The organism is Thiothrix unzii (assembly GCF_017901175.1).
GTDB classification, from domain to species: Bacteria; Pseudomonadota; Gammaproteobacteria; order Thiotrichales; family Thiotrichaceae; genus Thiothrix; species Thiothrix unzii.
On sequence record NZ_CP072793.1, the window covers coordinates 112,434 to 138,902 of the forward strand.

The following is a 26,469-nucleotide window of genomic DNA, read 5'->3' on the forward strand; positions in this document are numbered from 1 at the left end:
GAAGCATCAACGCAGCCATCGCTGCAATATCTGCTGCAAGTCCCACAATTGATACGGCTTGCTCAAGAAATCATCCATCCCCGCCGTAAAACAGCGTTCCCGTTCCCCTTCAATTGCGTGCGCAGTCAGGGCGATAATCGGTAACGCTGCCGCTGGTTTGAACTGGCGAATTTGCTGGGTTGTCTCATAACCATCCATACCCGGCATACTCACATCCATCAACACCATTGCAAAATCCTGTTGCTGTGCCTGCTGGATAGCGGCTGCCCCACTATCTGCCACAGTGACGCGCATCCCTAATTTTTCGAGGATGGCTTGCGCAAAAAATTGGTTTAGCACGTCGTCATCCACCAGCAAAATGTGTGCATCTGGCAGTGTACGCGGTGCGATGCTGGCAGGTGATTGCGTCGCCGGGATTATTTCAACAACGGGGAATTCCAGAGTAAACGAGAAGCTGCTGCCTTGCCCCGGTGAACTTTCCACACTTAACTCTCCTCCCATCTGCCGCACCAATTGCGCACTGATGGCAAGCCCCAGACCACTGCCACCGTAACGTCGCGAGGTTGAGCTATCTGCCTGTGAAAATGGTTGGAATAAATGCACCTGCTGTTGCGGGGTAATGCCGATGCCGCTATCGGTGACGCTAAACGTTACGGGAAGCCCTTCCTCACTTTTCTTGCCCACCACCAGCGTACACTCGACACTGCCGCGCTCGGTAAACTTGATGGCATTACCCAGCAGGTTTACGAGGATTTGCTTCAAGCGTGTTGGGTCGCCTTGCAACCAAACTGAATCCGCAGGTGCATGAATATTGAATGCTAAGCCTTTGTCGACTGCCTGCCTTGCAAATAAGATTTCCAACTCGGTGGCGATAGCGTTGAGATCAAATGAAATTTTTTCCAGATGCAATGCCTGCTGCTCAATACGGGCAACATCCAGAATATTGCCAATCAGGGTCAGCATGTGGCGGGCAGCAATTTCCAGCTTGTCGACGTAGCTGCGTTGCTGCGGTGTCAGTGCGGTATCCTGTAATAACACACCCGCACCCACCACCGCATTCATCGGGGTGCGCAATTCGTGGCTCATGGTGGTGAGAAAATCGCCTTTAGCCTTGTTAGCCGCATTTGCACTGGCTGTTTCTTCACGCAAACGGCGTACATGATCGGCTTGCACGGTCGATAGCAACAAAACAAAGAGCGTAACCCCAGTCAGTGACAGATTAAGATGATCATTGAATCCGAGCGAAATACCTAAGGTATTCAATACTGTCGGCAACAATCCACCAATCAAGACGAAAAATGCCCAGTTCAGCTTGTGAATGCGAGGTATCTGCAAGCGGCGCAAACGCCAGATAGCCAGCAGGGTTATCACTCCGCTCAGGAGAGCCAACACATTGATGACGTACAGATCAAACGGTAGCCAAGGGGAACCCAGCATCATGACCACCGCCAACCAAAATATCCCTGCAAATACCTTATCAAGGTAAGGCAAGTAACTGCGCGTCCCTAGTAAATGACGGAAAAATGCCAAATAGCTGATAATACAAAGATACCCCAGCGCGGAATACAGAAATGCGTATTGCTCGGATACCCGAATATACTGCTGGAACAAACCTGTATACTGGGTCAATTTCAGCATAATCGCCAAGATAAACGCGGCTAACCAAGCAAAATTACGATCCCGCAAGTTGAATGCTAATATCCCGTTGTACACTCCCAACGCCAGTAAACAACCTGCCAACAAGACACCAAAGACAACACTGTGAATATTCACCCGCTGCTCAGCTTGCTTGAAGTGGGCATTACCCAGCAATGCCGCATTCTGATTGTGTAAGCGTATGTACAGGGTGTAAGCCGTTTGAGAAGCCAATGGCAATGGGTAAGTGTGATAAAGGAAATACGGCTGCGGCTCAAGGCGTGTCGGTGGAGTAGCCAAACTTGGCAAATCAGCTTGCAGGTATACGGCTACCGAGGCATCTTCCTGACCAATTAATTGCAAAAACCAAGGATGTGCGGCGTTGGCTTGGTTCAGGATACGCACACGCAGCCAATACACATCTGTTGTTAGCCCCTTACTAAAATCTGCCGCACCCGTATTGTGGAATTGCTCGGCATAAGCGTGGGCCGCGACATCTTCAATGCCTAGATTGCCAGCAGGGTCATGCAAAAAATCGAGATGCGTGTTCACCGATACGGACGTTTGTGCATCCGTCAAAACCGTTGTTGGGGCTGCCCACAACGGTATAGTGAAACAATACAGGCAAACAAGCAGTACAAGGCGGGTTGCACGGATAATGCACCGATTCCCCATATTGTCTTTATTCTGGAGGCAATGGCATATTCATCGCGTGTTGCCGTTGTTCTTCACGGAATTTCTCCAGCTTTTCTGCCAGAACCGGGTCGTTATTGGCGAGCATGGCCACTGCAAACAAGGCCGCATTCGCCGCACCCGCCTCACCAATCGCGAAGGTTGCCACTGGCACGCCTTTGGGCATTTGCACGATGGAATACAGCGAGTCCACCCCACTCAAAGCGCGGCTCGTCACTGGCACACCCAAAATGGGTAAGGTGGTTTTTGCCGCTAACATGCCGGGTAAATGCGCCGCGCCGCCAGCACCCGCAATAATGCATTGCAGGCCGCGTTCCCGTGCGGTTTCGGCGTATTCAAACAATAAATCAGGGGTGCGATGCGCGGAAACCACCCGGTATTCGTGAGCGATGCCGAACTTTTCCAGTTGCTCGACTGCTTTTGACATAACGTTCCAGTCGCTGTTACTGCCCATAACAACGCCGACGACGACACCTGAACCGACTTGGGCCATGATGCTACCCTTATTTCCTGCAAAATCTGATATTATACCGTGATGTACCCTTTCGCACTATTTGATTACGGCAATACCCATACAATGGATACCACAATTACTTCCTCCAGCGTGTTTGAAACCGCTATTACCTCCCTGCCTTTAATCGCACGCGGCAAAGTTCGCGACATTTATGCGGTGGATGAACAGCACATGCTGATCGTTACCACTGACCGTTTGTCGGCGTTTGACGTGATTATGCCCACCCCGATTCCGCAAAAAGGCGTGATTCTTACCCAAGTGGCGAACTTTTGGTTCGGTTTATTGCAGGACGTGATTCCTAACCACTTGAGTGACAAAACGCTGGACGATTTGCCACTGACTGCCGCCGAAAAAGCCACGTTGCAAGGCCGCAGCATTATCGTGAAACGCTTACGCCCGTTGCCGGTGGAGGCTATCGTGCGTGGTTATCTGATCGGTTCGGGCTGGAAAGATTATCAGCAAACTGGCGCGGTATGCGGCATCACCCTGCCGACCGGATTGCAAATGGCGGATCGTTTGCCTGAGCCGATTTTTACCCCATCCAGCAAAGCTGAAGTGGGCGAACACGACATCAATATCTCGTTTGCGCAGATGCAGGATAAGATTGGTGCGGCCTTGGCTGAACAAGTGCGTAGCGTCAGTATTGAGTTGTATAACCGTGCGGCGGCTTACGCATTGGAGCGTGGGATTATTATTGCGGATACCAAATTTGAATTCGGTTTGGATGCGAATGATCAATTGGTGTTAATCGACGAAATTTTAACGCCGGATTCCTCACGTTTCTGGCCTGCGGATCAATACCAGCCGGGGATTAGCCCGCCGTCGTTTGATAAGCAATTCGTGCGCGATTACCTCGAAACCTTGGATTGGGGCAAGGTTGCGCCGGGGCCGGAATTGCCCGCCGAGATTATGGAAAAGACAGCAGCTAAGTATCGGGAAGTGGCTGATTTATTAATGAAGTGAGGGCAGGGCAATCATGCGAGTACTAATAACAGGGGTAGCTGGTTTCATCGGGATGCATTTAGCTCTGAAACTGCTGGAGCGCGGCGATGAAGTCGTGGGGATCGACAATTTCAACGATTACTACGATGTGACGTTGAAACAGCGTCGTTTGCAGCGCGTGGTGGATGCGGATAGTGCAGGGCGATTCAAATTCATGCGCTTGGATTTGGCAGATCGTGACGGCATGGCGCAATTGTTTGCGGCGGAAGGTTTGGATGCGGTAGTAAATCTCGCAGCGCAAGCCGGGGTGCGTTATTCCATCGACAACCCGTTGGCGTATGTTGACAGTAACTTGGTGGGGTTTGCGCACATTCTGGAAGGTTGCCGCCATAACGGGGTGAAGCATCTGGTGTACGCTTCGTCGAGTTCTGTTTACGGCGCGAATGAATCCATGCCGTTTTCGGTACACGATAATGTTGACCACCCGCTGTCATTGTATGCGGCCTCGAAAAAAGCCAATGAGTTGATGGCGCATACTTACTCGCATTTGTACGGTTTGCCGACTACCGGGCTGCGGTTTTTCACGGTGTATGGCCCTTGGAGTCGCCCGGATATGGCGATGTTTAAGTTTACCAAGGCGATTTTGGCAGGGCAGCCGATTGATGTGTTTAACTACGGTAAACACCGCCGCGATTTCACTTATATTGACGATATTGTGGAAGGGGTTATCCGTACTTTGGATAATACCGCAACCGGCAACCCCGATTGGCAGGGCGCAACCCCAGACCCGGCGACTAGCAAAGCCCCTTGGCGGGTGTATAACATCGGTAATCAGCATCCGGTGGAGTTGATGGACTATATCCAAGCGATTGAAAATGCGTTGGGGATGAAAGCGCAGCTCAATTTATTGCCGCTGCAACCCGGCGATGTGCCGGATACTTACGCTGATGTCGGTGCTTTGGTGCAGGATGTCGGTTATCGTCCGAGTATGTCCGTGGATGAAGGCACGCGCCGTTTTGTCGCGTGGTATCGGGAATACTACGGGGTCTAGTTACCAGTAAGGTTAAGTCATGCAAGCTATTCGTGAACACCGCAGCGTCAAACAACTGTTGAACCGATTGCCGGATTACCTGAGCTTGCTGCTGGTCATTTTGTGCGGGTTTTTGTTGGCGCGGTTGTTGTGGGCGTTGTATCCGGCGGAAACTACCGCGTTCGACGAGTCGCTAACCCAAACGCAAGCACCCGCGCAAACCACGACCGATACGCCTGATGTGGGGGCGCAAATCGCTGATTTACACTTGTTTGGGCAACCGGCAGTCGAGCCACCAACGACCCCGACCGATACCAAAAATCTACAAACCAGCCAGTTAGCATTTAAGTTAGCGGGCGTGGTGTCAGGTGAAGCAGGGCAAATTGTCATCGAAGATGGCGGGAAGCAGAGCAATTACCGTGTCGGGGAAGACATTGCGGCGGGGGTGCGCTTACAGGCGGTATTCGCGGATCATATTGTGATTTTGCGCAATGGCACGCCGGAAAAGATTGCCTTGCCTGCGTTAAAAGCCAGCAGCAATGCCGGTTCTTCCCCCAGCGTGCCGGACTTCGCCATGGAAGAGCCGATGCCGCCCGTGATGGACGAAGCCTTGCCGGATGGTCTGAATGCACCCATTGATATACCGCCCGATTTACCCAGCGGCATGTCGCCCGAACAGCCGGAAATGAACGTGCCGCATGAGTCTTTACCTGAGCCGAATTCAGCCGCACCAGTGCCAATGAATACGCCGCAACTGAGTGAAGTGGTAACGCCAGAACCGCACGAAGCTAATGGTAAATTCGTCGGCTTTCGGCTGATGCCGGGGAGCAACGTGGGCTTGTTTAATCAGCTTGGGTTGCAACCCGGCGATATAGTGACCGCGATTAATGGCACACCACTCGATAGCCCCGCCGCCGGAGCACAGGCATTGAGCGCGGCGGCATCTTCCCCACAGGTCAATTTAAGTTTGACCCGTGGCGGGCAACAGCTCAACTTACCGATTTCCTTGGGGCGTTAACGCGCCCTACCGCACCTGTTTCCACCGTTTTTCCGTAACCCTTGCACGCGCCCTGCACATCCACTGCTTAGACTAAACGCCTGATCAATTAAGCCATAAGGCAGGTGTAACCATGCTCAAAACGCGCTACTGGATAGCGTTAACCCTGTTGAGTGTTGGCGCGTTGGGTGGGTTGCTGCCTGAAACCCCGACGATTCCGGTGCAGGGCGCGACTACCCGCGATTGGCATCCGCAATCGTTTTGGTATTACCCGTGGGGGCGTTCCGGCACACACAAAGGCATCGACATTTTCGCGCAGGAAGGCACGCCCGTGCTGGCGGCTACCCACGGTTTGGTGGTGCATACCGGGGTCGATAGTTTGGGCGGCAATATTGTGCTGGTGCTGGGTGGTAAGTGGCGGCTGCATTATTACGCGCATTTGCAAGACATTGACACGCAAGCGTGGCACTGGGTCAAGGCGGGGGAACGGATTGGCACGGTGGGTACGTCGGGCAATGCCGTGGGCAAACCACCGCACTTACATTACGCAATCCGCACGCCGTATCCGCAGCCGTGGCTGTATGATGCGGGTGTGCCGCAGGCGTGGAATAAACTGTTTTTTGTTGATCCAAATCGGTGGCTGTCGCGGTAGGGTTGAATATTTTGGTTTGGCACTATAGTTTTGCATGAAAAATTTTTAGTTGACTGATTTTTATTGAGTTAATTTGTTAAAACTCGTGATAGTGCTTTCCGAAACTCGTATTAAGGTCTACTATTTCTCGTATTAAGGCGATGAGAGATCTGCATGTATCAACGTAATAGCACCCCCTTGCTGCTGGACTTACTGGCAGAATTCAGGATTCTTTACCTCACAGGGCCACGTCAGGCAGGCAAAACCACGATTGCCAAGTCCATCGCTGCCGAACGTGGAATGCAATATTTGTCGCTGGATGAGGAAGGTGTATTGGCGGCGGCACGCAATGATCCCCACGGTTTCATTCAATCGTTTGCCGGGCAGAACTTGGTGCTGGATGAATTTCAGTACGCACCCGAACTCACTTCTGCGATTAAACGGGTATCTGATAATTTACCGCCGGGGCAGAAAGGCAAATTCCTGTTGACGGGTTCAGCGGATATTTTCAGTTCAGCTCGCACTCAAGAAGCCTTGCCGGGACACATGGCACGAGTGGAATTGTGGCCGCTTTCCATCACTGAAATCCGGGGTAGCCGTTTCAACCTGATCGACTATTTGCTGGCAGGTGACTTTTCTTACCAACAAGCATTACCCGAACTGGGGCGCGAACAACTCGCGCAAATCCTGCTAGATGGTGGCTACCCGGAAGTGCAAAGCAAAAGCGCACGCGGCAAATCCATCTGGTTCAAATCGTACATACAGGGGCGTTTGTTCAAGGATTTTGAAACGCTGTACGCAGCGCGGGGGGAATACCATGCCAAACTGCAAGCCTTGATCCCTTACCTCGCGGGTTTGAGCGGCAATCTGCTGAAATATGCCAGTGTTGCCAACGATTTGGCGCAAAACGATCAAGTCATCAGATCCTATATCGAAGCGTTGGAATGGATGTTTATCATCAAGCGTATTTCCCCGTTTGTGAAAAACAGTGCCAAACGTGAAACCGTGGGAATGCCGAAGCTGCACATGGTGGATACCGGGCTAGCTTGCCATTTGCTCGGTATTAAGACAGCGCGGCAACTGGCGACTTCCGCCATTTTTGGCAATCTGCTGGAAAGCTTTATCGTGATGGAATGCTTCAAGCACATGGGCTGGGCGGAAGAGGAAGTTGGCGTTTACCACTTCCGTGACACCAGCAAAAACGAGGTAGATATTGTGCTGGAACGCAGTGGCGGCAAGCTGATTGGGATTGAAATCAAGGCTTCGGCATCGGTGGGTGAGGCGGATTTTAAGGGGCTGGTGCAGTTGGCGGAGTTTGTGGGGGATAGGTTGGAAGCGGGGTTGGTGTTTTACAGTGGGGAGCGGGTGTTGCCGTTTCGGGTTGGGGGACAGCAGTTTTTTGCTGTGCCGATCAGTTTGTTGCTTGCGGAAGTTGTCAATGCCGACTGATGTCCACACCGCTTTCGAGCGTTTAGTCACACACGACTTTGACCAAGCCTCGCTGGAGGATGTCAAGACCGTGGCGTTAGGACTTTGGTATCAGGATTTCATCCCCGACTTCACACAATTACCCGTAACCAACCTGCAATCCCAACTCCGTGCTGGCTATTTGGTTGACCGCCTATTGCGCTATAACTGTGTATCGGATGAGCGTAAAAAAACCCTGTTTGCGAATGTGACAGCCCTCAAGACACACCTTAAACCGGCAGTCAGCACCAAACCGAATGTTGAACCACTAGCCAAAAATTGGGGGCTGGATCAGGACTTGAAGCGGCTTGCCAAAGAACTGCTGCCTTACCAAACCCGCCATTACCAGCGATAAATCGCAACATTAGTGCATCCGCTTGGGCAGTGTTTGCCCGCCTCCAGCATTCCGGTTACTATCCAGTCATCATCCCTTATGCTTGACTAACCATGTCTATGACTCCGCTGGAAATCGCCCTGCAACGCATCGAAGAATGCCGCCGTACCCGTGCGCCCGAACTGGATTTGGGTGGGCTTGGACTGGCAGAAATACCGGGAGAGGTGTTTGAGTTGACATGGCTGGAAAAACTGGATGTGTCGGGGGATAGAGAATATTGGGAATGGGGAAATATCCGGGAGATCCCTGCTGAGATTGGGCAACTCACTGCACTGAGAGAATTCGATTGCACGCTCAACCAGATCAGTGACCTGTCGCCGCTGCGTGATTTGCCCGCGTTGCAAATGCTTTACTGTGGCTATAACCAGATCAGTGACCTGTCGCCGCTGCGTGATTTGCCTGCGTTGCAAACGCTATACTGTAGCTCTAACCAGATCATTGACCTGTCGCCGCTGCGCGATTTGCCCGCGTTGCAAACGCTATCCTGTAGCGTTAACCAGATCAGTGACCTGTCGCCGCTGCGTGATTTGCCCACGTTGCAAACACTAAAGTGCAACTCTAACCAGATCATTGACCTGTCGCCGCTGCGTGATTTGCCCGCGTTGCAAGAACTATCCTGTAACTCTAACCAGATCATTGACCTGTCGCCGCTGCGTGATTTGCCCACGTTGCAAGAACTATCCTGTAACTCTAACCAGATCATTGACCTGTCGCCGCTGCGCGATTTGCCCGCGTTGCAAACGCTATCCTGTAGCTCTAACCAGATTAGTGACCTTTCACCATTGTGCGATTTACCCGCGTTGCAATGGCTATCCTGTAACTCTAACCAGATCAGTGACCTTTCGCCGCTGCGTGATTCGCCCGCGTTGCAAACGCTAGACTGTAGCACTAACCAGATCAGTGACCTATCGCCGCTGCGTGATTTGCCCGCGTTGCAAACGCTATTTTGTCGCTCTAACCAGATCATTGATCTATCGCCGCTACGTGGCTTGCCCGCGTTACAAGGGTTTTATTGTCACGATAACCAAATCATTGACCTGTCGCCGCTGCGTGATTTGTCCGCATTGCAAACACTAGAGTGTAGCTCTAACCAGATCATTGACCTGTCGCCGCTGCGCGATTTGCCCGCGTTGCAAACGCTAGACTGTAGCACTAACCAGATCAGTGACCTATCGCCGCTGCGTGATTTGCCCACGTTGCAAACACTAAAGTGCAACTCTAACCAGATCATTGACCTGTCGCCGCTGCGCGATTTGCCCGCGTTGCAAACGCTAGACTGTAGCACTAACCAGATCAGTGACCTATCGCCGCTGCGCGATTTGCCCGCGTTGCAAAAACTTACTTGTGGGGCTAATGAAGTCAATGACCTTTCTGTGATTGATGACTTGCTGTTGTCGGATCAGCTACAAAAATTTTCTTTTCATGACAGCCCTAAATCCGGCATTCCATCTGCATTGTTGGGTAGTTATCACGCTAACAACTGTCTCGAAAATATTAAACACTACCGCCAAGCCATCCTCTCGCACGGCTCAGTGACGCAAAAGCAACTTAAAATCCAGCTAGTCGGCAACGGGCGGGTTGGTAAAACCACGCTGGCAATTGCGTTGGAAACAGGCAAACCCGTTGAAAAGGATTGTGCCTCAACGCATGGGATTACGATTAACACCATTCTCTTTCCGATGGATAGTGGAGACACCATCAGCTTGAACGTATGGGATTTTGGTGGGCAAGAAATTTATCACGCCACCCACCGTTTATTCTTGTCGCGTGACTGCCTGTATTTGTTGCTATGGGCAGAGGAAACCGAAGAGAACGTCCAAGAAATTCGTCATTCCGTCAATTACTGGTTGGAGGCGATTCACGATTTGGGGGGGAACAGCCCCGTTATTATAATCAAAAATCAGATAGATCGAGCCAAGAACAAATCTCCCGTGCCACCGGAGTTGGCTATGGAAGAGCTTGAACAAGATTATAAGTTCGTCGGTATATCAGCCAAAAAATACGAAGGCATCCGTCAACTGCGCGGTATGATTGAAGACTTCCTGCACGACCCAAAACTGCAAGTTCGTGTCGAATTACCAAACACATGGGTGGCTGTTCAGGAGCAACTGGAAGCACTGAAAACCACCGAAAAGAGCATCGCTTTTTCTCGTTTCCGCGACCTGTGCATAGTGGCAGGTATTGACTACGTGGATTGGTTTGTGGATTACCTGCATAAAATTGGTGTACTGTTTTATCAAAAGAATACCTTCCAAGATCAGGTGATCCTTGACCAAAACTGGGTGATTGATGCGGCTTACCGCGTGTTTGACCCCAAAGGTTTCCGTGAAGACATTCAAGACAAGCATGGTAAATTTAAAGGCAAATTTACTCGCTTTATTTGGTCGAAAGTGGATGATGTGGAACGGCAAATTTACCTCGATTTCATGCGCAATTGTGGCATTTGTTATGAACCACAGTATCGCGATAATCAAAATAAAGAAATTCCCTTTGCCGAGCGTGAATTCATCATCCCCGCGTTATTGCCACCGGAGAGTAAAACGCAAAAAGCACGGCGTGAGCAGTCACAAGCGGATGATTGGTTACTGGTGGTGGATTATCCCTTCCTTCACCGTAGCATTATTGAACGCCTGATTTTGCGTTTGGGCGAAACTTACGACAGTGAGGTCTGGCGAACAGGCGTTTTCTGCGAAACAGAATTCGGGGAGGTGTTATTACACTGTGAACCAGCGACACCAAATTGTAAGACTTCCAACGCGGGGCAATTGCAGTTTTACATCCGGGCGAATCAGCAACCTCATAAGTTCGTTCAGGTGCTGCGCAAGTTGGTGAAGGAAATCAGTCCACAACCGCCACGTTACAAGGAATATTTACAGCAAGGGCAAAAAGTACGCGAGGAACTCCCGCCATTTGCTGAAGGGGAAGCGGATACAATCCGCTCGCGCCTCGATGTGATTGAACCTGACACAACCGTCAAGCTTTTCATTTCTTATTCACGCAAGGATTATGAGCATAAGCTCATCCTAGAAAGACACCTGCGCCTGATCCAGTCCGCGCTCAAGCAGCGGGTTAAACTCGAAGTTTGGAGTGATAACAGAATGCAGGCTGGTGACAGTGTAAATGAACAAATCCTGCCCGAATTGCACCGTGCCGATTTGATTGTGTTGTTGGTCAGCCCTGATTTTCTCGACCCGGAGCGTTACAGCCATCGTGTTGAGCTACCGATTGCCTTGGAACGCCACGAGCAAGAAGGCATTCCCGTTATCCCCGTGCTTGTCCGTCATACGGCTTATTGGCACGAAACCTTGGGAAATTTGACCGTCGCCACCAACGAAAATGCGGATTCCTTGGAAGATTGGTCTTCCCCCGGCAAATTCTGGGGCAGCGTCGAAACAGGCATCCGTAAGCAAGTCGAAAAGCTGGGAAAATGCTAGGATGCTTGTCTCGTATTAACGATGACGAGAATAGTGTTGGAGCTGAACTTTCCCCATCGCGTCTTCCTCTAACTTACACCATCACTATGACCCTAAGAACGAGGAACCCACCATGAAACTGCTAATCGCTGCTTTGTTAACCGCTGCATCCCTCAGTATTTGTGCCGCCCCGTCAGTCATCGCGGGTGACAAGCCGGTGTCACCGACTAAGCCCATCGTGAAAAATCCGTTGGCGGAGGCGGATCGTCAATTGAAAGCCGCTGAAGCAAAGTGGAAGAAAAAACGCCCGGAACATTACAGCTACACCCTGCAACGCTCTTGTTTCTGCGCCCCGGATTACCGCAAGCCGATAGAAATCCGGGTGTTCCGTGGCAAGGTGCAGCAAGCCAGTTTGTTACCAGAAGGCACGCCACTTCCCGCCGAGCGCAAGGCAGAAGCGTTGCCGGTTGAGGGTTTGTTTCGCATGATCCGCGAAGCGATTGTTAATAAATCGGCGAGCGTGACGGTGAAATACAACGCGACTTACGGCTATCCGACCAGCATCAGTATCGACCGTGACCGGATGATGGCGGATGAAGAAGTGTATCTTTCCGCCAGCAATTTCAAGATTGCCAGCGGTTTGAAACCTAAACAGCAAAAATAAGACAATACGTTTGCAAACCGGGCAATAAGCGCGAAAATGCTGATTTCATCTTGGGATTTGCCATGTTTACCATTAGCAGCCTGCACATTTACCCGGTCAAATCGCTGCAAGGCATCGCTTTGAGTGACGCGGTTTTGACCATGCAAGGGTTGGCGTTTGATCGTCAGTGGATGTTGGTTGATGCCGCCGGAAAGTTTGTGACCCAGCGACAAATGCCTGCATTGGCGCGGATCAGCACGCGCTTAACCGCTGAGTGTTTGGTGTTGGAACACGCTGGATTGCCGCCGTTGTCGATTCCGTTAGTTCCGATGCCTGATAATCGTTGCGCGGTGACGGTGTGGCGCGATACCTGTATGGGTTGTGACGAGGGCGCGGCGGCTTCGCATTGGTTGACGCAAGCGGTAGGGCAGTGGCAGGGCGGCGACCTACGTTTGGTGCGCTTTGCCCCTGAAGGCGTGCGCCCGGTTGACCCCGCGTACATGGATGGCGATAGTGCGGATACCGCGTTTTCCGATGGCTACCCGTTTTTGATTGTATCCGAGGCTTCGCTGGCGGCGGTGAATGTGCAATTGCTTGCCAATGGCGCGGAGGCTGTGCCGATGGCGCGTTTTCGCCCTAATATCGTCCTTAGCGGGATGAGTGCGTTCGGGGAAAATGACTGCAAAACATTTACCGCCACTGATGCCAGCTACCGTTTCACGCTTCGCAAGCCTTGCCAACGCTGCAAAACCACTACTGTCGATCAGCGCACAGGGGTGATTGCCAACCCGAAAGAGCCGTTACGCACGTTGACCGCGATGAACCCTTACCCGCATTTGAGCGGCGCGTATTTTGGGCAGAATGCCACGTTGACGCTAGGGCATGGGGTGGTGATTAAGGTCGGAGATCAAGTGCAATGACCCCAGCCATCAACCTCGCCAAAAAAGCCAAGATCGCCTTCAAGGTACACGAATACACCCACGACCCGGACAACGCCGCCTACGGTTTGGAAGCCGCCGAAAAACTAGGGCTTCCCCCCACGCAAGTCTTCAAAACGCTGGTGGTGAGTCTTGATGGCAAAGAACTCGCCGTCGGTATCGTGCCAGTCGCCGCGATGCTCAGCATGAAGCACCTTGCCAAAGCCGCCCACGCCAAAAAAGCTGACATGGCAGACAAAGCATTGGTTGCCCGCACTACGGGTTACGTACTCGGCGGGGTCAGCCCGTTGGGGCAAAAGAAGCTGCTGAAAACCTTCATCGACGAGTCTGCGCTGCAATTTCCGACGATTTACGTGAGTGCTGGGCGGCGCGGGCTGGAAATCGAACTTGCCCCGCAAGACTTGCAAAGCCTGACCCGTGCGGTGTTCACACCCTTGATGCAAACCGAGTAACGTTTTTGTGGGGTAAATGATGGCAACAAAACTCGTCCTCCTCCCCGGTCTTGATGGCACTGGCTTGCTGTTCCAGCCGTTACTGGAAGCATTGGGGGCAGCATTTCCGGTTCAGGTCATTTGTTACCCGCCCGATCAATGCCTGTCGGTGGAAGCGCTGGCGGCACAAGTTCGCTCACAAGTGGCGTTCGACACCGACACGGTATTACTGGCGGAATCGTTTTCCGGCTTGATCGCGGTGGAATTATTGCGGCAGGGAATCCCGTTACGTAGCGTTATTTTTTGCGCGTCGTTTGCCAGCGCACCGCATCCGTGGCTGTTGAAACTGGCGATGCATTTGCCGTTGGAGCGTTGGTGGCGGTTGCCATTACCTGAGTCATTGCTGCGATTGTTGGGTATTGATGCACGCTTACAAGCCTTGCTGAAACCTGCGCGGGAGCAAGTGCTGCCCGGCGTGGCGGCGTACCGTTTGCGGCTGATTGCAGCAGCACGCCCGTTTGCTTTGGCGCAACGCTGGGAAATCCCCTGTCATTATTTGCGGGCAGTCAATGATCGGGCAGTGCCGGAGCGGTGTGCAGATGAGTTACGGCGGTACTTTGCCCATGTGGAAATCACCCGCATTGCGCAGTCTGGGCATTTTTTGCTGCAAACCCAACCTGCGGCGTGTGCGGCGGTGTTAAAACGGTTGGTTCTCCACTAAAAATCCGCGTTATTTCCTGAACTGCTGCAAAATCGCTGCACGCCTGTTGTCGATAATCCTCGCTATCTGAACCACTGACGAGGCGCATGGCAGCGATGGATTTTTCAGCCGAAAACGGTTGGCGCGAATGCTTAATGCGCTGGCTGGTGCAAATACTGCATGACTTGTATCGTTGCGCTAACTATCGCCATGCAACAGCTTGGGATGTAACACTTGAAGATTTGCAACAGCTACCGGCGGCAAGCACAGGGCGGGCATTGGCGGTGTTTTTACAGCAGCACGGTTTCGCGCTAATGCCCAAGTTTGAAAGCCATGATTTGTTTCATGTGTTACTCGGCTATGGCGTGACGGTGGTTGATGAGGTGCGGATGCAATGTTGTCTGGCAGGCAGCGGGCGACGTACTGCACCGACATTGGTGGTGATTGCGGTTGGTTTGGTGTTTTACCCGGAATACAGCAGAGATTTTTGGCGGCATTATCAGCGTGGAAAAAGCATGGTGAATTTTGCAGGCTGGGATTTTAAAGTGATGTTACTTGAGCCGATGGCGGCTTTGCTGGCTCGAATACATAATAACGGCTCTCAACAATGACGGAGGAATCACCATGAAACGCCACGGAAAACACTTATTGCTCTGGCTATGCCTGTTGGGACTGAATGCCTGTGCCACGGCACACCCCGATTGCGAAAAGGCGGATGCGTTTGGGCATTGCCAAAAATGGAAGGGAGTTGAGCCGAGTTGCCCTAAACCGGATTTTCTGGGTTTTTGCCCGCCGAGTCGGTAAGTGTTGAATTAAAGGAGTTACTATGCGTTTGAATTTGCCGATGCTATTTGCCGCTATCGCTTTGTTTGTCATTGAGGTGATTATCGCCACCAAGCTTAACGATTACACCTTCATTCGCGCCTATTTCGGCGATTTTCTGGTGGTCATTTTGGTGTATTGCGCGGTGAAAGCCTTCTGGGATGTGGAACCGAAACGGCTGGCTATCGGTGTATTTGCCTTCTCCCTGACGGTGGAGTTGGCGCAATTGTTCCGTGTGGCGGATGTACTGCAATTGACTGGCTGGGCGCGGGTGGTGGTGGGGACGAGTTTCAGTTTCCATGATGTGTGGATGTATGCGGCGGGGTGTTTCGTGGTGTGGTGGGTGGATATTCGCCTGAGCGGGAAGATATGCTGAATAGTATGGTACAGCCTACCGACGTAATGTTTATTATCCCCCCACATTTTCTGAGCGTCCGTTACAACGGCGCACATTACCCCGGCTCGCCGAATACCAACGGTTTGCAAGGCGGGGCAAATTGCCAACAGTTTGCCTACGAATTGTTACGACATTTTGGCTATCAAATCCCAGACTTGCGTTCCCGCGAATTGTGGGAAGACACTACGCATACTTGCCATGTTGCGGAATTGGTGTGGGGTGATTTGTTGTTGTGGAACAAAACTTCCGACGCTTACGGTGCGCATGTGGGGGTGTATATCGGAGCGGGACAGGCTATTCACCTTGCTAAAGACAACGGCTATCCGGTGATTGATCGGCTGGAAAATTTTTTGCAACATCCTGCGTATCGGGTGTTTATCGGTGCAAAACGTATACGAAGTGAAAAAGATCATTATGATTAAAAAATCATTGCTTATTTTTGCATTGCTGTATTTCTTCGGCATTGCCGCCATCTGGCTTGACGGTGCAACTACTGGCTATGAAAAGTCGGAATACGCCGTGGTGCTGGGCAATCAGGTTTACCCTTCCGGCGAACCGTCCGAACGCCTGAAAGCACGGCTGGAACGCGCCGCCGAATTGTTCCGCGACGGCACGGTGCAACAGATCATCGTCAGCGGTGGTTTGGGTAAGGAGGGTCACGACGAAGCATCCGTGATGAAGCAATATCTGGAGGCGCAAGGCATCCCACCAACATCAATTATTCTGCACTCTTTCGGCAACAACACGGAACTCACTGCATCGTATGCGGCTGAAATATTACAAAATAACATGAACAAATCTATCATTGCTGTTTCCCAGTTGTATCACTTGTCCCGTACCAAAATGGCATTCGCGCACGCTGGGTTTAAAGACGTTGGTGTTGCATACCCCCATTATTTCGAGTGGCGGGATGTGTATGCATCGCTACGTGAAGTCCCCGCATGGTTAAAATATCGGTGGCAAGTATACACCGAACCTGAATGTGAAGATTTTTTGGCAAAAATGGACTGGAAAATAGCAGGATTAGTGTACCAATCCTGTCATCGGGAAGTGAACTCACAAACACGCAAAGCCATAGCAACCTATCGCGTTGAAGGTAAGTATGCGACGGTGGTAGAGCAACTTTTTCGTGAGCGGACGGGAATGCCTGCCATGAAATTTGCCTGCTGCGGCTGGGAGGTGCAAGGAGCATCGTCCTTTGGTACAGAAATTCCCGGTACAGTGTATGGTGTATTTATGATGTCAGACGAAACGGGCATCAATGAACGGGGAATGTGGGACAAAATCCCGTCATTCACCGTGAAGCTACTTAACGTGTATTGGGCAGATATTTGAGTGGAGCATAATGTGATGAAAATGCAGCAAACACGCCCACAATTGAACTTACTGGTATTGCGCTGCCGTGATATTGAACTGACCCGCTTGTTTTACGAGGGGCTGAACCTCCACTTTATCTCAGAACAGCACGGTAACGGCTCAAGGCACTATACTGCTGTGATGGACAACGGGTTGGTTTTGGAACTATACCCCGCCAAGGGTGAGCCGGATAACACCCGTCTGGGATTTCATTTCGGTGGGAAAAGCCAGCGTGTCTTGCAAGATCCTGACGGGCGATACGTGGAGGTATGGCAATGAAAACGAACGCTTCAACATTGACCATCCCGCCGTATTTCCTGACCACTCGTTACAACCGCCACAACGGTTTCAGCCTCCCTGATTTACGTTTCCGCGAATTGTGGGAAGACACTGCCTACACTTGCCACGTCAGCGGTTACGAACAACCATGAAATGGCTTACCCTGCTTATTGCGCTTTGGCTCATCACCGTCAGCAGCACTATCTGGCACTACGGCACACAAGATAACGCCGCGCCCGCCGCTTGCATCATCGTGTTGGGTGCAGCGGTGCAAGGCAATGAGCCTACGCCCGTTTTTGCCGAACGTATCCGTTATGCAGTCAGTCTTTATCAGCGCGGGTTGGCGGCAAAGCTCATCTTCACGGGTGGCAGAGGTGAGGGCAATGCACATTCAGAAAGCAGCGTTGCCAGCCATTTTGCCGCGCAGCTTGGTGTACCGAGCGACGTGATTTACCGCGAAGAAAATTCCCACACCACGCAGCAAAATATGGTGGAAGCCGCCGCGATCATGCGCCAATACGGGCTGGATTCAGCGATTGTGGTAAGTGATCCGCTGCACCTGAAACGCGCCATGTGGATGGCAAATGACGTAGGCATTGCGGCGGTATCCTCGCCAACACCGACCAGTATGTACCGCTCGTTAGCGACGCAGTTACCGTTTTTGGCGCGGGAGGTGTATTTCATTCATCATTACGCAGTGACGGGGCTGTGATGTATAAATGCTAGGAATCGCCAGTGTACGAGATGGGTGCTAAAACGGGAGAAAACGAAGGTTTACGCTGTGGAATCCTGCCCAAACTTGCGCAATAATCATCACATAATCAGCATAACAGGAACGCACCATGCCCGTACTTGGCGGACTCATCATCCTTATCCAAATAGCCTTTGCTATTCACGCTATCCGCACCGGACGCGAAACTTTCTGGATTTACATTATCGCATTTTTGCCCGGTATTGGTTGTGCGGTGTATTTTTTCACGCAAATCTTGCCGGAAATGCAAAACAACCGCGCGGTACGTTCCGCTGGTAACACCATCCTCAAAGCCATCGACCCGGAACGTGAATTGCGCCGTCGTAAGGAGGAACTGGAGATTGCCGATACCGTTCAGAATCGGGTAAAGCTTGCTGATGAATGCATCGAATCCGGTTTTCCTACCGAAGCGATTGCATTGTTACAACGTTGCTTAAACAATGGACATGATGACCCTGATATTTTGCTGAAACTGGCGCAAGCTCAATTCGTTGCAGCGCAGTTTCAGGAGACTGTTGATACTTTGGACTCGTTGATTCGAGCCAATCCTAACTTTCGCTCACCTGACGGGCATTTGTTATACGCCCGCAGTTTGGAAGCATTGGGGAAAATTCCGCAAGCACTGGAAGAATATCAAGCCCTTGCCGTCAGTTATCCCGGTGAAGAAGCCCGTTGGCATTATGCTCACCTGCTGCACCAGCAAGGGCAAACCGGACGGGCGCGGCAAGTGTTGGAGGAAATGCAGTTACGCGCCCGCCGTTCTCCCAAGTATTATCGCCGCAAAGAGCTGGAATGGCTCAAACAGGCGGAGCAATTGCTGAAAACCTTACAGGAGTGAGATTATCAATGGATAAATATCATGAATAACAAGCGTTTTCTGCTATTAGATATATTACTGCTGTTTTGCCTCAGTTTGTTCGCTTGTCAAGCCGAGGCCACCGATGCGCCGCGTCCTCAGTGGTGGGCGCAACCACTGGTACTGGAAGGTGTCCCCAATCTGCACCGCATCAACGAGCGGCTATACCGCTCCGCCCAGCCGACAGCAGTAGGGTTTCGGGCGGTGGAATCTTTGGGTGTTGGTACTGTGCTGAATTTGCGCCAATACCACGATGACGACGATGAGGCCACTGGCATTGATATGGTGCTGAAACACCGCTGGGTCAACACGAGTGATTTCGGTGACACAGAAATGTTGGATGCGCTGCAAACCATCGCCACTGCCGACAGCCCGGTGTTGGTGCATTGCTGGCATGGCGCAGACCGTACCGGCACGGTTATTGCCTTGTATCGTATGGTGTGCCAAAGCTGGAGCAGGGAACAGGCATTGGACGAACTGCAACACGGCAACTACGGTTATCATGCCGTTTTCGATAATATTCCGGCTTATTTGCAACAGGTAGATATTGCCAAATTACGCCGTCAGGTGAGTGGGGTAAATTGTCCGCGATAAATCGGGAGCGTTCCCCCAAGCTTAGAAATATGCGCCTTCCTTTTAGCTTATCTGCATTATCATTTTGAACTAACCACCAAGGAGTTCCTCATGCCATTATCAAAACGCATTAAAACCACGCTATTTGCTGCACTTGCTACTACGCTTTTCATATTACAAGGGTGTAACAGCGCGAATCCAGTGACGCCACCCAACGATGGCGGCGGCATTGCCTGTACCCAAGAAGCAAAGCAATGCCCTGATGGAAGTTATGTTGGGCGTTCAGGGCCGCGTTGTGAATTTGCCGCTTGCCCGCAGAAATCAAAAGGAGCGATGTAATGCATAAAGATCAACTGAAACAAATTCTGCGCAATGCGGTACTGCTCGCGTTGCCCGTAGCCACGCAAGTGGGTTGCGTATCCGAACCCGTTATTGTCGACCCACCCAAATCTACCGACCCGTGCCGTGAGCCAGCGGTACGTTCACCCGGTCAAGCTACTATTGATGAAAAGATGTACCTGAATAGTTCGGGTACGCTGTCCGCCGCTGAATGTGTCAAGGTATGTCAGCAATTGGTGAAGAAACAGTACAGCCCTGAGTGGAGCGACTTGATCGGCCTAGAAAATTTCAAGGCTAATAAGTGTACAACCAAGTTTGATCCTAAAACTTACGACACCACCCTGCAATGCACGGCGAGTTTCACTGAAGTAAACTCGGCCTACACTGGTGCGCCCGGTTGCTATTACCCATCACGCCCGGTTCCGGGGCGGATGCCCGCAGGTTTGCAGATTCATCCGCAAACCGCAGCAAGTGAATTAGGCAACTATTTCGCGGACATGGCAGCGATGGAAACAGCAGCGATTACCGCGTTCCGCTATCTCGTGCTTGAATTGACGGCGTATCAAGCCCCGGCAAACTTGATCCAGTTGGCACAAGCAGCGGTTAAGGAGGAAACCCGTCACGCGCACATGGCAGGTTTATTGTCGCAAGCCTGTGATACGGCGGTTCCGGTGGTGGAAGTGGCGGATTTCCAATTACGTTCCCTGTTTGAAATTGCCTTGGAAAATGCCATCGAAGGCTGTGTCAATGAAACCTTCGCCGCTGCTTGCGGTTTGTGGCAGGAACAGCAAGCGGAATTTAGCGTTTTCCGCCAAGTGATTGGGCATATTGCCGAGGAAGAAATCGGTCACGCGGCCTTGTCTTGGTCAATCCACGAATGGGCAATGCCGCAATTGACGCTGGCGCAGCAAGCCCACATTCGCCAAGCACAAGCCGAAGCGGTGGATAGTCTTGCGCAGAAATTCCTGCGTGAAGAAACCCCGCTGGTGCGTCGTGCCGTCGGTTTGCCACAACAGGCGGACGCGGCGCAGTTGTTCCAGCAATTACGCACTCAATTGTGGAATGAGCGCGTCGCTTAACGCACGTCTTAATTCACCCCCAGTACCGCCGCGCTGCGTGTCAACACCTCCGGCGGTACGGCTTCAACGCCCGGTGGTTTTATTTGTCAGCACCAAACCCGCCACGACCAGTAGCATCCCCAGTGCATGGTAAAGCTGCAAGCGTTCCCCCAATAACAACGTCGCCAGCAAAATTCCGAACACCGGCATCAAATGGCTGAACTGCCCGGTACGGTTTACCCCCAGCTTTTGCGTCGCATGATTCCAAAACATATACGACAATAGCGACGGAAACACCGCCACATACGCAATACTCGCCACGCTTACCGCCGTCACTGGCATGGTTTGAAACGTCACACTTTCATACACATACAGCGGCAAAATTGCCAACGCCCCTAGGGTAATCGAAAACCCCAGAATCGGCGTACCCCGCAAACCTTGCGGCAACTTGCGCAATAACACCGTGTACAACGACCAATCCAGCGTTGCCAACACAATCCACATATCGCCACGATTGAACGCCAACTGCTGCAAAACCTGCCAATCCGCTTTGGTAATAATCACCAATACGCCGACTAACGAAACGCCAATCCCCGCCCATTGCGCCAGCGTACTCTTTTCATGCAGCACTAATCCCGCCAGCAAAATCATCGTGATTGGCGTAACCGATTGCAGCAACACCCCATTCGTCGCGGTCGTCGTTTGCAACCCGACATACACCAGACTGTTGAACCCCGCGATCCCCAACACCGCTAACGCCAGCACCAAACGCCAATGTTCCCGCGCCAACGGCAACGCCGCTCGCATCGAACCCCACGCAAATGGTAACAAAATCAACGCCGCCACCGCCCAACGCCAAAACGACAAGCCCAGCGGCGGCACATCCGCATGGATAGCCCGTGCTAAATTAAAATTACCCGCCCAGAACAAAATCGTCAGCACTAGCAGCAAGTAAGGGGAAAACCGATCAAGAAATGAATGTTGCATCGCCGCAGTATAGCTTCATCGCACTTACGCCGTAATCTGCAACGGAGCGTTTTGATCTTCCAGCTGAGGTGGAAGGATTAATCCTCTCTGGTCAAGCCAGAAGGGGAAATTGCTTTGTTGGAAGGAAATTTGAACGATAATATGTAAAACTTTGACAAAGATTTACATCAAGCTATGATTAGAAAAACGCACAAGAGAGGCAAATCATGGCAACTTTACACATTTCACTTTCTGACGCATTGAAAGATTTCGTGCAACACCAAGTAGAGTTGCGCGGTTTTTCCAATGCCAGCGACTATGTACGCACCCTAATTCGTGAAGCACTCGAAAAGCAGCAATTTTCTGAAACGGAAAAAGTGTTGCAAAAAATGGCACAACTGCAAACCGCTTATCCGATACTGGCAACCGCAGCTGGGCGCGATGCTTTCTTTGACAACATGATCAAGGAATCAGCGGGTACGACCGCACAACAAGAAGATGACATTATGCAAATAGCCATCGCCGAAACCAATGTGCATCGGCAAAGCAAATGATGAAAGTCATCATTGATTGCAATATTTTAGTCTCATCTGGACTGAAAAGTCGGGTGTGCAATGCCGTTTTGCGCTATGCCTTACGGGAAACACAGGTCGTGTTCAGTATTGCCATTCTGAGCGAGTATCGGGATGTGCTGACACGGAAAAAGTTTGTAGCACAGCAGGAAAATATGCAGAAAATCCTATTTGCGGTGTATTCGGGTGGCACACTAGTAGCGCATGTACCTGAATCCAATGTGCTTTCCCCAGACCCCAAAGATCAACCCTATATCGACTTGGCGTTGGCTACACAAGCTGACTACCTGGTTACTGGCAATATACAGGATTTTCCAAACTCACCGTATGGCGTAACGCAGGCCATCAAACCTGCGCGTTTTCTGGATTTACTGGGAATAGTTGCTTAATCAAATACATACACATTGAAGAACGCGGAGCGCATCCCATGACCCACCCCACCAACATCGTCATCCTCACCGGCGCGGGCATTTCCGCCGAATCCGGCATTCAAACCTTCCGCGCCAGTGATGGTTTGTGGCACAACCACCGCATCGAAGAAGTCGCCACCCCGCAAGGTTTCGCCAAAAACCCCGCGCTGGTACACGAATTTTACAACGCCCGCCGCCAGCAATTGCGTGATCCGGCGGTGCAACCCAACGCCGCACATCTTGCCCTCGTCCGCTTGGAGCGTGAACATTCCGGCAATGTGTTGATCGTTACCCAAAACGTCGATGATTTGCACGAACGTGCTGGCAGTGACAACCTGCTACACATGCACGGCGAATTGAATAAAATCCGCTGCAACCATTGCGGCACGGGTTATGAGTGCCAAGAAGACATTGGTACGCACACTGCCTGCAACCATTGCGGAAAAACCGGCGGAATGCGCCCACACATCGTTTGGTTTCGTGAAATGCCCTTGTACATGGATACCATCGAAACCGCCTTGCTAAACTGCGATTTATTCATTTCCATCGGCACATCTGGGAACGTTTACCCCGCCGCTGGTTTTGTGGAAGTTGCCCGTAATAACGGTGCACACACGCTGGAGTTAAACCTTGACCCCAGCAGTAACAGTGGGTTATTCCACAAGTCTATCAACGGGTTAGCCAGTAAGATTGTGCCTGCGTTCGTTGAAAGTCTGTTAAGTCACACAATCTAATCGGTTTCTAACTCAAGTTCCTGACATAGATCTCGACAGCTTGAGCGTGATATTGTCAAAGTTCTTTTTGTGCTGGTGACAGAGCGTCTTTACTTAAACGATATGCACCATAGCCGATAGTGGCAGCGACGGTAACAGGCAAGGGTACGATAAGCCTTGGTACAATGACTAGAGCTGCGGCTATTGCTAAAGCTTTCACACTATTGACTTGTTCGCTACTGTGTTCGTCGTTAATACACCATTCGCAGAAATGTTCACAGTTGTTCGTCCGAACGCAATATAGGTCTTCTTCCAAACGCGATAGAGCCCGATCTACGACATATCGACCTTTAAAGCGTGGGTTGTTGTAGTGTCTTATCGTGAAACCGCGTCCGTTGCTGAAGGCTTCGAGTGTTGTTTCTTCTATTGCTCCTGATTGTAAGCCATCTGCCAATCCAGAATAGTGAATGACTTTACCACCACCGCTATAAATACCATGATGTGTGTACCCTGTGCGAGGAGAAACCAAATGATCGCCCAGCTTAGGCTCTTCCGTCGTTTCAATTGGTGTTGATGTGGGCAATATGTTCATATAGATGCCTCTAAATTGGAATTAGTGTTTTGTGGACTATTGGTGTAGGGCAATGCCCAATTGCCGCAATTTATCGCTGACAACCGTATCAAATTTTAGATTTTGTAAATGAGGGGGTAATTCCTTCAAAAGGGCGGGATTGCCATTTTTCCATTCATTTTGCATCACACCTAGCCATGTACTTTCTTTTTCGAGGAAAGAATCCCGTAGACTGGATAATTCTTGTTCGCGGAATGTTTTAAAACCTGCGGCATCGAAAATTCCTTGTAATAGAAAATGTTCTAATGCCTGAATGTCGGCTTCCACTTCAAGTACTACTGTGTCGTAATGATTGCTGTCGTTACTGGAAATGGTGTCGGCAGCTTCTTCAAGCAAGTCTACAGCGATATTCGTCATGAAGTTTTTACGTAAGACAAATTTTGCTGCCGCAGACGTACTTAAAATCTCAGAACGTAACTTGGCATTAGTCAGTAAACTAGAGCCATGTTTGGCGTAGCGTTTGATGCGATGGAAAGCGGGTTCATCCGTTTCAACGTAATTGTCGATGCTTTCAATATCGACATCCAGACGTTTGATAATTTCTGTGCGGGCGGTACTGCCAACGGGTTTTCTGATTAATGTTTCGACTACCGGTCGTGCAAAACGCATGAATAAGGTATTAAAACTGCGCTCAAGATCGTGTTGGTAGTGTTGTTTATCTTCAATCAAGTGTGATTCGACATCATCGGAATGCCATAATTCTTGCTTCATGTCGTCAATCAGCGTGTGAGCCTCTTGCACCAAGCCGTTAGCCATATTAGTAGCAATAGCATTTAGTAGTTCACGTGATTCTTTATAGAGCTTTTCACGCCATGCAAGGTTACTAGCTGCTGGATCAAAAACAGGAGTACTGCATTTATCGAATACGAGGTTACGTGCATCCACTTGACGTGATGGCAAATTTTCTATCTTGTGCTGTACCGAGATTGCATAGCTTTCGCTAAAATTATTAAAAATAGCTATGTTGTCAAGATAATTTTTGCTGATTTTATTAATGTTTGCATGAATTTTATCCCATCGTGGTTTCTGCCATTGATAAAACTCTTTTATATTGTTTTCGTCTTGTTTGCGTTTGGCTTGTTCGGGATCTTCTGGATAGAGCTTGCTGATAGTTTGGTAAATGTGTTGGGCTGTGTTGGTAATATCTTCTAACATACCTTTACAGCGTTTTTCTAGTAAAGTGGTGCGCTCAATATTCAGATAATGCTGGATCCGGCACTGTAATTCGGGAATGCCAGTGGCTTGTTTCAATTCGCTAAGATCGGTAATATCAGTCAGTAATGTCATTTTTTCTTGTACGCTGCTTAGCGAACCAATTTTAGGGATGTCAAAACCCTGCAACACCAAATGAGCTCCGGCTGAACCACGAACAATCCGATTTTCTGGGATGTTTTCCGCTTGCCAGATAGCGAGCAGTTTTTGCCAGTCTTCTTCTAAAATAGTGCGGGAAGGTTGCAAATCTACTTGTCCCCAGAATACAAATAGTTTATCTGCTAGTTTGAGATACGGATCACCATTTTCCCCAAATCGAATTAAATCCTGTTCATAAGCTTTAAGACTGATGTCGCGACGTTGTACCAAAATAATGGCATCACAATCTGCTAGCATCGCTTTCGATTCTTCGATGTGTTTAGATAAACCGGAATCCAGCCCTGGTACATCATAAAATACTACACCATCTACAGCCGCGAGTTCGCGAGTATAAAGTCGTGCTTCCTGCATGGCATGGGCATAACGCTCATCCGCCACATATTTAGTCAGCGTTTCTTTTATGTCTGTCAGTTGAGTGAAAACTTGAGAGCGTTTACCTTCTGTAAGGATTTCTTGCAGCGTATTACGGTGTTTGCGGATAACTTCCAGATCATTTACGGCTTTTTGGGCAGCACTCCGGTCAGCACTGTTGGATTGACTGGTTAATTCATCTTCGTATAAACGGAAAGCTGCGGTTGTTTTAGGTTCTGTTTCAAAGCGTTGCTCATTGGTATGTTGAACAGAATAAATTTGAGTGGTAGTAAACGTGCAGCGTTCGGTTTTGGCGGGCAATAGGTCACAGCCCAGCCATGCATTAATGAACGTACTTTTTCCTGCCTTCTCTAATCCCACGACTGCAATGCGAAACTCACCATTATCCAGACGATGCATTTGTTTCTCAGCAATCTTACCTGCTTGCTGCAACTTGTTAATTTGTGCCTCGGTGATGCCCGCTTGGCGAGCTTGTGACAAGTTTGCCAATTGCAAGGCATGACGTTGCACATCTAATGCAGATTTTAATTTAGTGGCATAAACTTTTGAAATTGATTTCCAATCCATGACAAGTG

The 26,469-nt window shown here is 50.5% G+C and carries 31 protein-coding genes; 26 read left to right on the forward strand and 5 right to left on the reverse strand.

The genetic code is table 11. From position 1 onward, the window contains the following. Positions 1-6 precede the first annotated feature (6 nt). Both J9260_RS00680 and purE read right to left on the reverse strand, forming a co-directional pair. Positions 7-2,187, reverse strand: a complete 2,181-nt coding sequence (locus J9260_RS00680; protein ID WP_210219148.1) for a hybrid sensor histidine kinase/response regulator — start codon at positions 2,185-2,187, stop codon at positions 7-9. Between the two features lie 130 nt (positions 2,188-2,317). After that, positions 2,318-2,821 (reverse strand): 5-(carboxyamino)imidazole ribonucleotide mutase, encoded by a 504-nt coding sequence (gene purE, locus J9260_RS00685; protein ID WP_228292398.1) that lies wholly within the window; start codon positions 2,819-2,821, stop codon positions 2,318-2,320. A gap of 84 nt (positions 2,822-2,905) precedes the next feature. Here purE and J9260_RS00690 point away from each other — a divergent pair, with 84 nt between their 5' ends. From J9260_RS00690 to J9260_RS00800, 23 genes are all read left to right on the forward strand, one after another. Beyond that, a complete protein-coding gene (locus J9260_RS00690; RefSeq protein ID WP_210219149.1) occupies positions 2,906-3,805 on the forward strand; it encodes a phosphoribosylaminoimidazolesuccinocarboxamide synthase in 900 nt (299 codons plus the stop codon). Between the two features lie 13 nt (positions 3,806-3,818). Continuing rightward, complete coding sequence (locus tag J9260_RS00695; RefSeq protein WP_210219150.1) at positions 3,819-4,835, forward strand: NAD-dependent epimerase; 1,017 nt, start codon at positions 3,819-3,821, stop codon at positions 4,833-4,835. 19 nt (positions 4,836-4,854) lie between these two features. Beyond that, positions 4,855-5,832 carry a type II secretion system protein N gene (locus J9260_RS00700; RefSeq protein ID WP_210219151.1) on the forward strand — a complete coding sequence of 326 codons (978 nt, stop codon included), beginning with the start codon at positions 4,855-4,857 and terminating at the stop codon, positions 5,830-5,832. A gap of 112 nt (positions 5,833-5,944) precedes the next feature. Next, positions 5,945-6,463 carry a M23 family metallopeptidase gene (locus J9260_RS00705; protein ID WP_210219152.1) on the forward strand — a complete coding sequence of 173 codons (519 nt, stop codon included), beginning with the start codon at positions 5,945-5,947 and terminating at the stop codon, positions 6,461-6,463. 153 nt (positions 6,464-6,616) lie between these two features. Beyond that, positions 6,617-7,891 (forward strand): ATP-binding protein, encoded by a 1,275-nt coding sequence (locus J9260_RS00710; RefSeq protein WP_210219153.1) that lies wholly within the window; start codon positions 6,617-6,619, stop codon positions 7,889-7,891. After that, positions 7,881-8,264 carry a hypothetical protein gene (locus J9260_RS00715; RefSeq protein ID WP_210219154.1) on the forward strand — a complete coding sequence of 128 codons (384 nt, stop codon included), beginning with the start codon at positions 7,881-7,883 and terminating at the stop codon, positions 8,262-8,264. Before J9260_RS00710 ends, J9260_RS00715 begins: the two co-directional genes overlap by 11 nt. 92 nt (positions 8,265-8,356) lie before the next feature. After that, complete coding sequence (locus J9260_RS00720) at positions 8,357-11,737, forward strand: leucine-rich repeat domain-containing protein (protein WP_210219155.1); 3,381 nt, start codon at positions 8,357-8,359, stop codon at positions 11,735-11,737. A gap of 112 nt (positions 11,738-11,849) precedes the next feature. Continuing rightward, entirely contained in the window at positions 11,850-12,380 is a 531-nt protein-coding gene (locus tag J9260_RS00725) for a DUF6174 domain-containing protein (protein ID WP_210219156.1), read from the forward strand. Between the two features lie 62 nt (positions 12,381-12,442). After that, the gene (locus J9260_RS00730; protein ID WP_210219157.1) at positions 12,443-13,279 is read left to right on the forward strand and encodes an MOSC domain-containing protein; all 837 of its coding nucleotides are present in this window, start codon (positions 12,443-12,445) and stop codon (positions 13,277-13,279) included. Beyond that, positions 13,276-13,749: a Cys-tRNA(Pro) deacylase gene (gene ybaK / locus J9260_RS00735; RefSeq protein WP_210219158.1), complete on the forward strand. Its 474-nt coding sequence runs from the start codon at positions 13,276-13,278 to the stop codon at positions 13,747-13,749. The genes J9260_RS00730 and ybaK overlap by 4 nt, the downstream gene beginning before the upstream one ends. A gap of 19 nt (positions 13,750-13,768) precedes the next feature. Continuing rightward, positions 13,769-14,449, forward strand: coding sequence for an alpha/beta fold hydrolase (locus tag J9260_RS00740; RefSeq protein ID WP_210219159.1), 681 nt, complete (start codon positions 13,769-13,771; stop codon positions 14,447-14,449). Between the two features lie 86 nt (positions 14,450-14,535). Continuing rightward, the gene (locus J9260_RS00745) at positions 14,536-15,039 is read left to right on the forward strand and encodes a hypothetical protein (protein ID WP_210219160.1); all 504 of its coding nucleotides are present in this window, start codon (positions 14,536-14,538) and stop codon (positions 15,037-15,039) included. A gap of 13 nt (positions 15,040-15,052) precedes the next feature. Beyond that, positions 15,053-15,232, forward strand: a complete 180-nt coding sequence (locus J9260_RS00750; protein WP_210219161.1) for a hypothetical protein — start codon at positions 15,053-15,055, stop codon at positions 15,230-15,232. Positions 15,233-15,254: 22 nt separating this feature from the next. Beyond that, a complete protein-coding gene (locus J9260_RS00755; protein WP_210219162.1) occupies positions 15,255-15,626 on the forward strand; it encodes a ribosomal maturation YjgA family protein in 372 nt (123 codons plus the stop codon). Further along, positions 15,620-16,069 (forward strand): NlpC/P60 family protein, encoded by a 450-nt coding sequence (locus J9260_RS00760; RefSeq protein WP_210219163.1) that lies wholly within the window; start codon positions 15,620-15,622, stop codon positions 16,067-16,069. Before J9260_RS00755 ends, J9260_RS00760 begins: the two co-directional genes overlap by 7 nt. Continuing rightward, positions 16,062-16,982 carry a DUF4952 domain-containing protein gene (locus tag J9260_RS00765; RefSeq protein ID WP_210219164.1) on the forward strand — a complete coding sequence of 307 codons (921 nt, stop codon included), beginning with the start codon at positions 16,062-16,064 and terminating at the stop codon, positions 16,980-16,982. The genes J9260_RS00760 and J9260_RS00765 overlap by 8 nt, the downstream gene beginning before the upstream one ends. 15 nt (positions 16,983-16,997) lie before the next feature. Continuing rightward, complete coding sequence (locus tag J9260_RS00770) at positions 16,998-17,282, forward strand: VOC family protein (protein WP_210219165.1); 285 nt, start codon at positions 16,998-17,000, stop codon at positions 17,280-17,282. Further along, the gene (locus tag J9260_RS00775; RefSeq protein WP_210219166.1) at positions 17,279-17,434 is read left to right on the forward strand and encodes a hypothetical protein; all 156 of its coding nucleotides are present in this window, start codon (positions 17,279-17,281) and stop codon (positions 17,432-17,434) included. Before J9260_RS00770 ends, J9260_RS00775 begins: the two co-directional genes overlap by 4 nt. After that, the gene (locus J9260_RS00780; RefSeq protein ID WP_210219167.1) at positions 17,431-17,994 is read left to right on the forward strand and encodes a YdcF family protein; all 564 of its coding nucleotides are present in this window, start codon (positions 17,431-17,433) and stop codon (positions 17,992-17,994) included. Before J9260_RS00775 ends, J9260_RS00780 begins: the two co-directional genes overlap by 4 nt. 130 nt (positions 17,995-18,124) lie before the next feature. Continuing rightward, entirely contained in the window at positions 18,125-18,871 is a 747-nt protein-coding gene (locus J9260_RS00785) for a tetratricopeptide repeat protein (protein ID WP_210219168.1), read from the forward strand. Between the two features lie 21 nt (positions 18,872-18,892). Beyond that, complete coding sequence (locus J9260_RS00790) at positions 18,893-19,483, forward strand: tyrosine-protein phosphatase (RefSeq protein ID WP_210219169.1); 591 nt, start codon at positions 18,893-18,895, stop codon at positions 19,481-19,483. A 90-nt stretch (positions 19,484-19,573) separates the two neighbouring features. Next, on the forward strand, positions 19,574-19,801 hold the full coding sequence (locus tag J9260_RS00795) for a hypothetical protein (protein WP_210219170.1): 228 nt from the start codon (positions 19,574-19,576) through the stop codon (positions 19,799-19,801). Further along, complete coding sequence (locus J9260_RS00800) at positions 19,801-20,880, forward strand: hypothetical protein (RefSeq protein ID WP_210219171.1); 1,080 nt, start codon at positions 19,801-19,803, stop codon at positions 20,878-20,880. The genes J9260_RS00795 and J9260_RS00800 overlap by 1 nt, the downstream gene beginning before the upstream one ends. Before the next feature lie 63 nt (positions 20,881-20,943). Here the strand turns inward: J9260_RS00800 and J9260_RS00805 are convergent, their stop codons facing one another. Then, positions 20,944-21,846: a DMT family transporter gene (locus J9260_RS00805; RefSeq protein ID WP_210219172.1), complete on the reverse strand. Its 903-nt coding sequence runs from the start codon at positions 21,844-21,846 to the stop codon at positions 20,944-20,946. A 206-nt stretch (positions 21,847-22,052) separates the two neighbouring features. On the opposite strand from J9260_RS00805, the gene J9260_RS00810 reads away from it, so the two are divergent. The 3 genes from J9260_RS00810 to cobB are packed head-to-tail and all read left to right on the forward strand — an operon-like array spanning position 22,053 to position 23,541. Continuing rightward, the gene (locus tag J9260_RS00810) at positions 22,053-22,379 is read left to right on the forward strand and encodes a ribbon-helix-helix domain-containing protein (protein WP_210219173.1); all 327 of its coding nucleotides are present in this window, start codon (positions 22,053-22,055) and stop codon (positions 22,377-22,379) included. Further along, positions 22,376-22,786, forward strand: a complete 411-nt coding sequence (locus J9260_RS00815) for a putative toxin-antitoxin system toxin component, PIN family (RefSeq protein ID WP_210219174.1) — start codon at positions 22,376-22,378, stop codon at positions 22,784-22,786. The genes J9260_RS00810 and J9260_RS00815 overlap by 4 nt, the downstream gene beginning before the upstream one ends. Before the next feature lie 14 nt (positions 22,787-22,800). Continuing rightward, complete coding sequence (gene cobB, locus J9260_RS00820; RefSeq protein ID WP_281419470.1) at positions 22,801-23,541, forward strand: Sir2 family NAD+-dependent deacetylase; 741 nt, start codon at positions 22,801-22,803, stop codon at positions 23,539-23,541. A gap of 55 nt (positions 23,542-23,596) precedes the next feature. Here cobB and J9260_RS00825 read toward each other — a convergent pair whose 3' ends face one another. Together J9260_RS00825 and J9260_RS00830 are read right to left on the reverse strand one after the other, a co-directional pair. Next, a complete protein-coding gene (locus J9260_RS00825; protein WP_210219176.1) occupies positions 23,597-24,112 on the reverse strand; it encodes a lecithin retinol acyltransferase family protein in 516 nt (171 codons plus the stop codon). Between the two features lie 36 nt (positions 24,113-24,148). Then, positions 24,149-26,461 carry a dynamin family protein gene (locus tag J9260_RS00830; protein ID WP_210219177.1) on the reverse strand — a complete coding sequence of 771 codons (2,313 nt, stop codon included), beginning with the start codon at positions 26,459-26,461 and terminating at the stop codon, positions 24,149-24,151. Between the last annotated feature and the right edge of the window lie 8 nt (positions 26,462-26,469).

Excerpts from the sequence above, each read along its gene's own strand:
- purE (WP_228292398.1), bottom strand. The coding sequence starts at position 2,821 with ATGGCCCAAGTCGGTTCAGGTGTCGTCGTCGGCGTTGTTATGGGCAGT.
- J9260_RS00690 (WP_210219149.1), top strand. The coding sequence starts at position 2,906 with ATGGATACCACAATTACTTCCTCCAGCGTGTTTGAAACCGCTATTACC.
- J9260_RS00695 (WP_210219150.1), top strand. The coding sequence starts at position 3,819 with ATGCGAGTACTAATAACAGGGGTAGCTGGTTTCATCGGGATGCATTTA.
- J9260_RS00700 (WP_210219151.1), top strand. The coding sequence starts at position 4,855 with ATGCAAGCTATTCGTGAACACCGCAGCGTCAAACAACTGTTGAACCGA.
- J9260_RS00705 (WP_210219152.1), top strand. The coding sequence starts at position 5,945 with ATGCTCAAAACGCGCTACTGGATAGCGTTAACCCTGTTGAGTGTTGGC.
- J9260_RS00710 (WP_210219153.1), top strand. The coding sequence starts at position 6,617 with ATGTATCAACGTAATAGCACCCCCTTGCTGCTGGACTTACTGGCAGAA.
- J9260_RS00715 (WP_210219154.1), top strand. The coding sequence starts at position 7,881 with ATGCCGACTGATGTCCACACCGCTTTCGAGCGTTTAGTCACACACGAC.
- J9260_RS00720 (WP_210219155.1), top strand. The coding sequence starts at position 8,357 with ATGTCTATGACTCCGCTGGAAATCGCCCTGCAACGCATCGAAGAATGC.
- J9260_RS00725 (WP_210219156.1), top strand. The coding sequence starts at position 11,850 with ATGAAACTGCTAATCGCTGCTTTGTTAACCGCTGCATCCCTCAGTATT.
- J9260_RS00730 (WP_210219157.1), top strand. The coding sequence starts at position 12,443 with ATGTTTACCATTAGCAGCCTGCACATTTACCCGGTCAAATCGCTGCAA.
- ybaK (WP_210219158.1), top strand. The coding sequence starts at position 13,276 with ATGACCCCAGCCATCAACCTCGCCAAAAAAGCCAAGATCGCCTTCAAG.
- J9260_RS00740 (WP_210219159.1), top strand. The coding sequence starts at position 13,769 with ATGGCAACAAAACTCGTCCTCCTCCCCGGTCTTGATGGCACTGGCTTG.
- J9260_RS00745 (WP_210219160.1), top strand. The coding sequence starts at position 14,536 with ATGGCAGCGATGGATTTTTCAGCCGAAAACGGTTGGCGCGAATGCTTA.
- J9260_RS00750 (WP_210219161.1), top strand. The coding sequence starts at position 15,053 with ATGAAACGCCACGGAAAACACTTATTGCTCTGGCTATGCCTGTTGGGA.
- J9260_RS00755 (WP_210219162.1), top strand. The coding sequence starts at position 15,255 with ATGCGTTTGAATTTGCCGATGCTATTTGCCGCTATCGCTTTGTTTGTC.
- J9260_RS00760 (WP_210219163.1), top strand. The coding sequence starts at position 15,620 with ATGCTGAATAGTATGGTACAGCCTACCGACGTAATGTTTATTATCCCC.
- J9260_RS00765 (WP_210219164.1), top strand. The coding sequence starts at position 16,062 with ATGATTAAAAAATCATTGCTTATTTTTGCATTGCTGTATTTCTTCGGC.
- J9260_RS00770 (WP_210219165.1), top strand. The coding sequence starts at position 16,998 with ATGAAAATGCAGCAAACACGCCCACAATTGAACTTACTGGTATTGCGC.
- J9260_RS00775 (WP_210219166.1), top strand. The coding sequence starts at position 17,279 with ATGAAAACGAACGCTTCAACATTGACCATCCCGCCGTATTTCCTGACC.
- J9260_RS00780 (WP_210219167.1), top strand. The coding sequence starts at position 17,431 with ATGAAATGGCTTACCCTGCTTATTGCGCTTTGGCTCATCACCGTCAGC.
- J9260_RS00785 (WP_210219168.1), top strand. The coding sequence starts at position 18,125 with ATGCCCGTACTTGGCGGACTCATCATCCTTATCCAAATAGCCTTTGCT.
- J9260_RS00790 (WP_210219169.1), top strand. The coding sequence starts at position 18,893 with ATGAATAACAAGCGTTTTCTGCTATTAGATATATTACTGCTGTTTTGC.
- J9260_RS00795 (WP_210219170.1), top strand. The coding sequence starts at position 19,574 with ATGCCATTATCAAAACGCATTAAAACCACGCTATTTGCTGCACTTGCT.
- J9260_RS00800 (WP_210219171.1), top strand. The coding sequence starts at position 19,801 with ATGCATAAAGATCAACTGAAACAAATTCTGCGCAATGCGGTACTGCTC.
- J9260_RS00805 (WP_210219172.1), bottom strand. The coding sequence starts at position 21,846 with ATGCAACATTCATTTCTTGATCGGTTTTCCCCTTACTTGCTGCTAGTG.
- J9260_RS00810 (WP_210219173.1), top strand. The coding sequence starts at position 22,053 with ATGGCAACTTTACACATTTCACTTTCTGACGCATTGAAAGATTTCGTG.
- J9260_RS00815 (WP_210219174.1), top strand. The coding sequence starts at position 22,376 with ATGATGAAAGTCATCATTGATTGCAATATTTTAGTCTCATCTGGACTG.
- J9260_RS00825 (WP_210219176.1), bottom strand. The coding sequence starts at position 24,112 with ATGAACATATTGCCCACATCAACACCAATTGAAACGACGGAAGAGCCT.
- J9260_RS00830 (WP_210219177.1), bottom strand. The coding sequence starts at position 26,461 with ATGGATTGGAAATCAATTTCAAAAGTTTATGCCACTAAATTAAAATCT.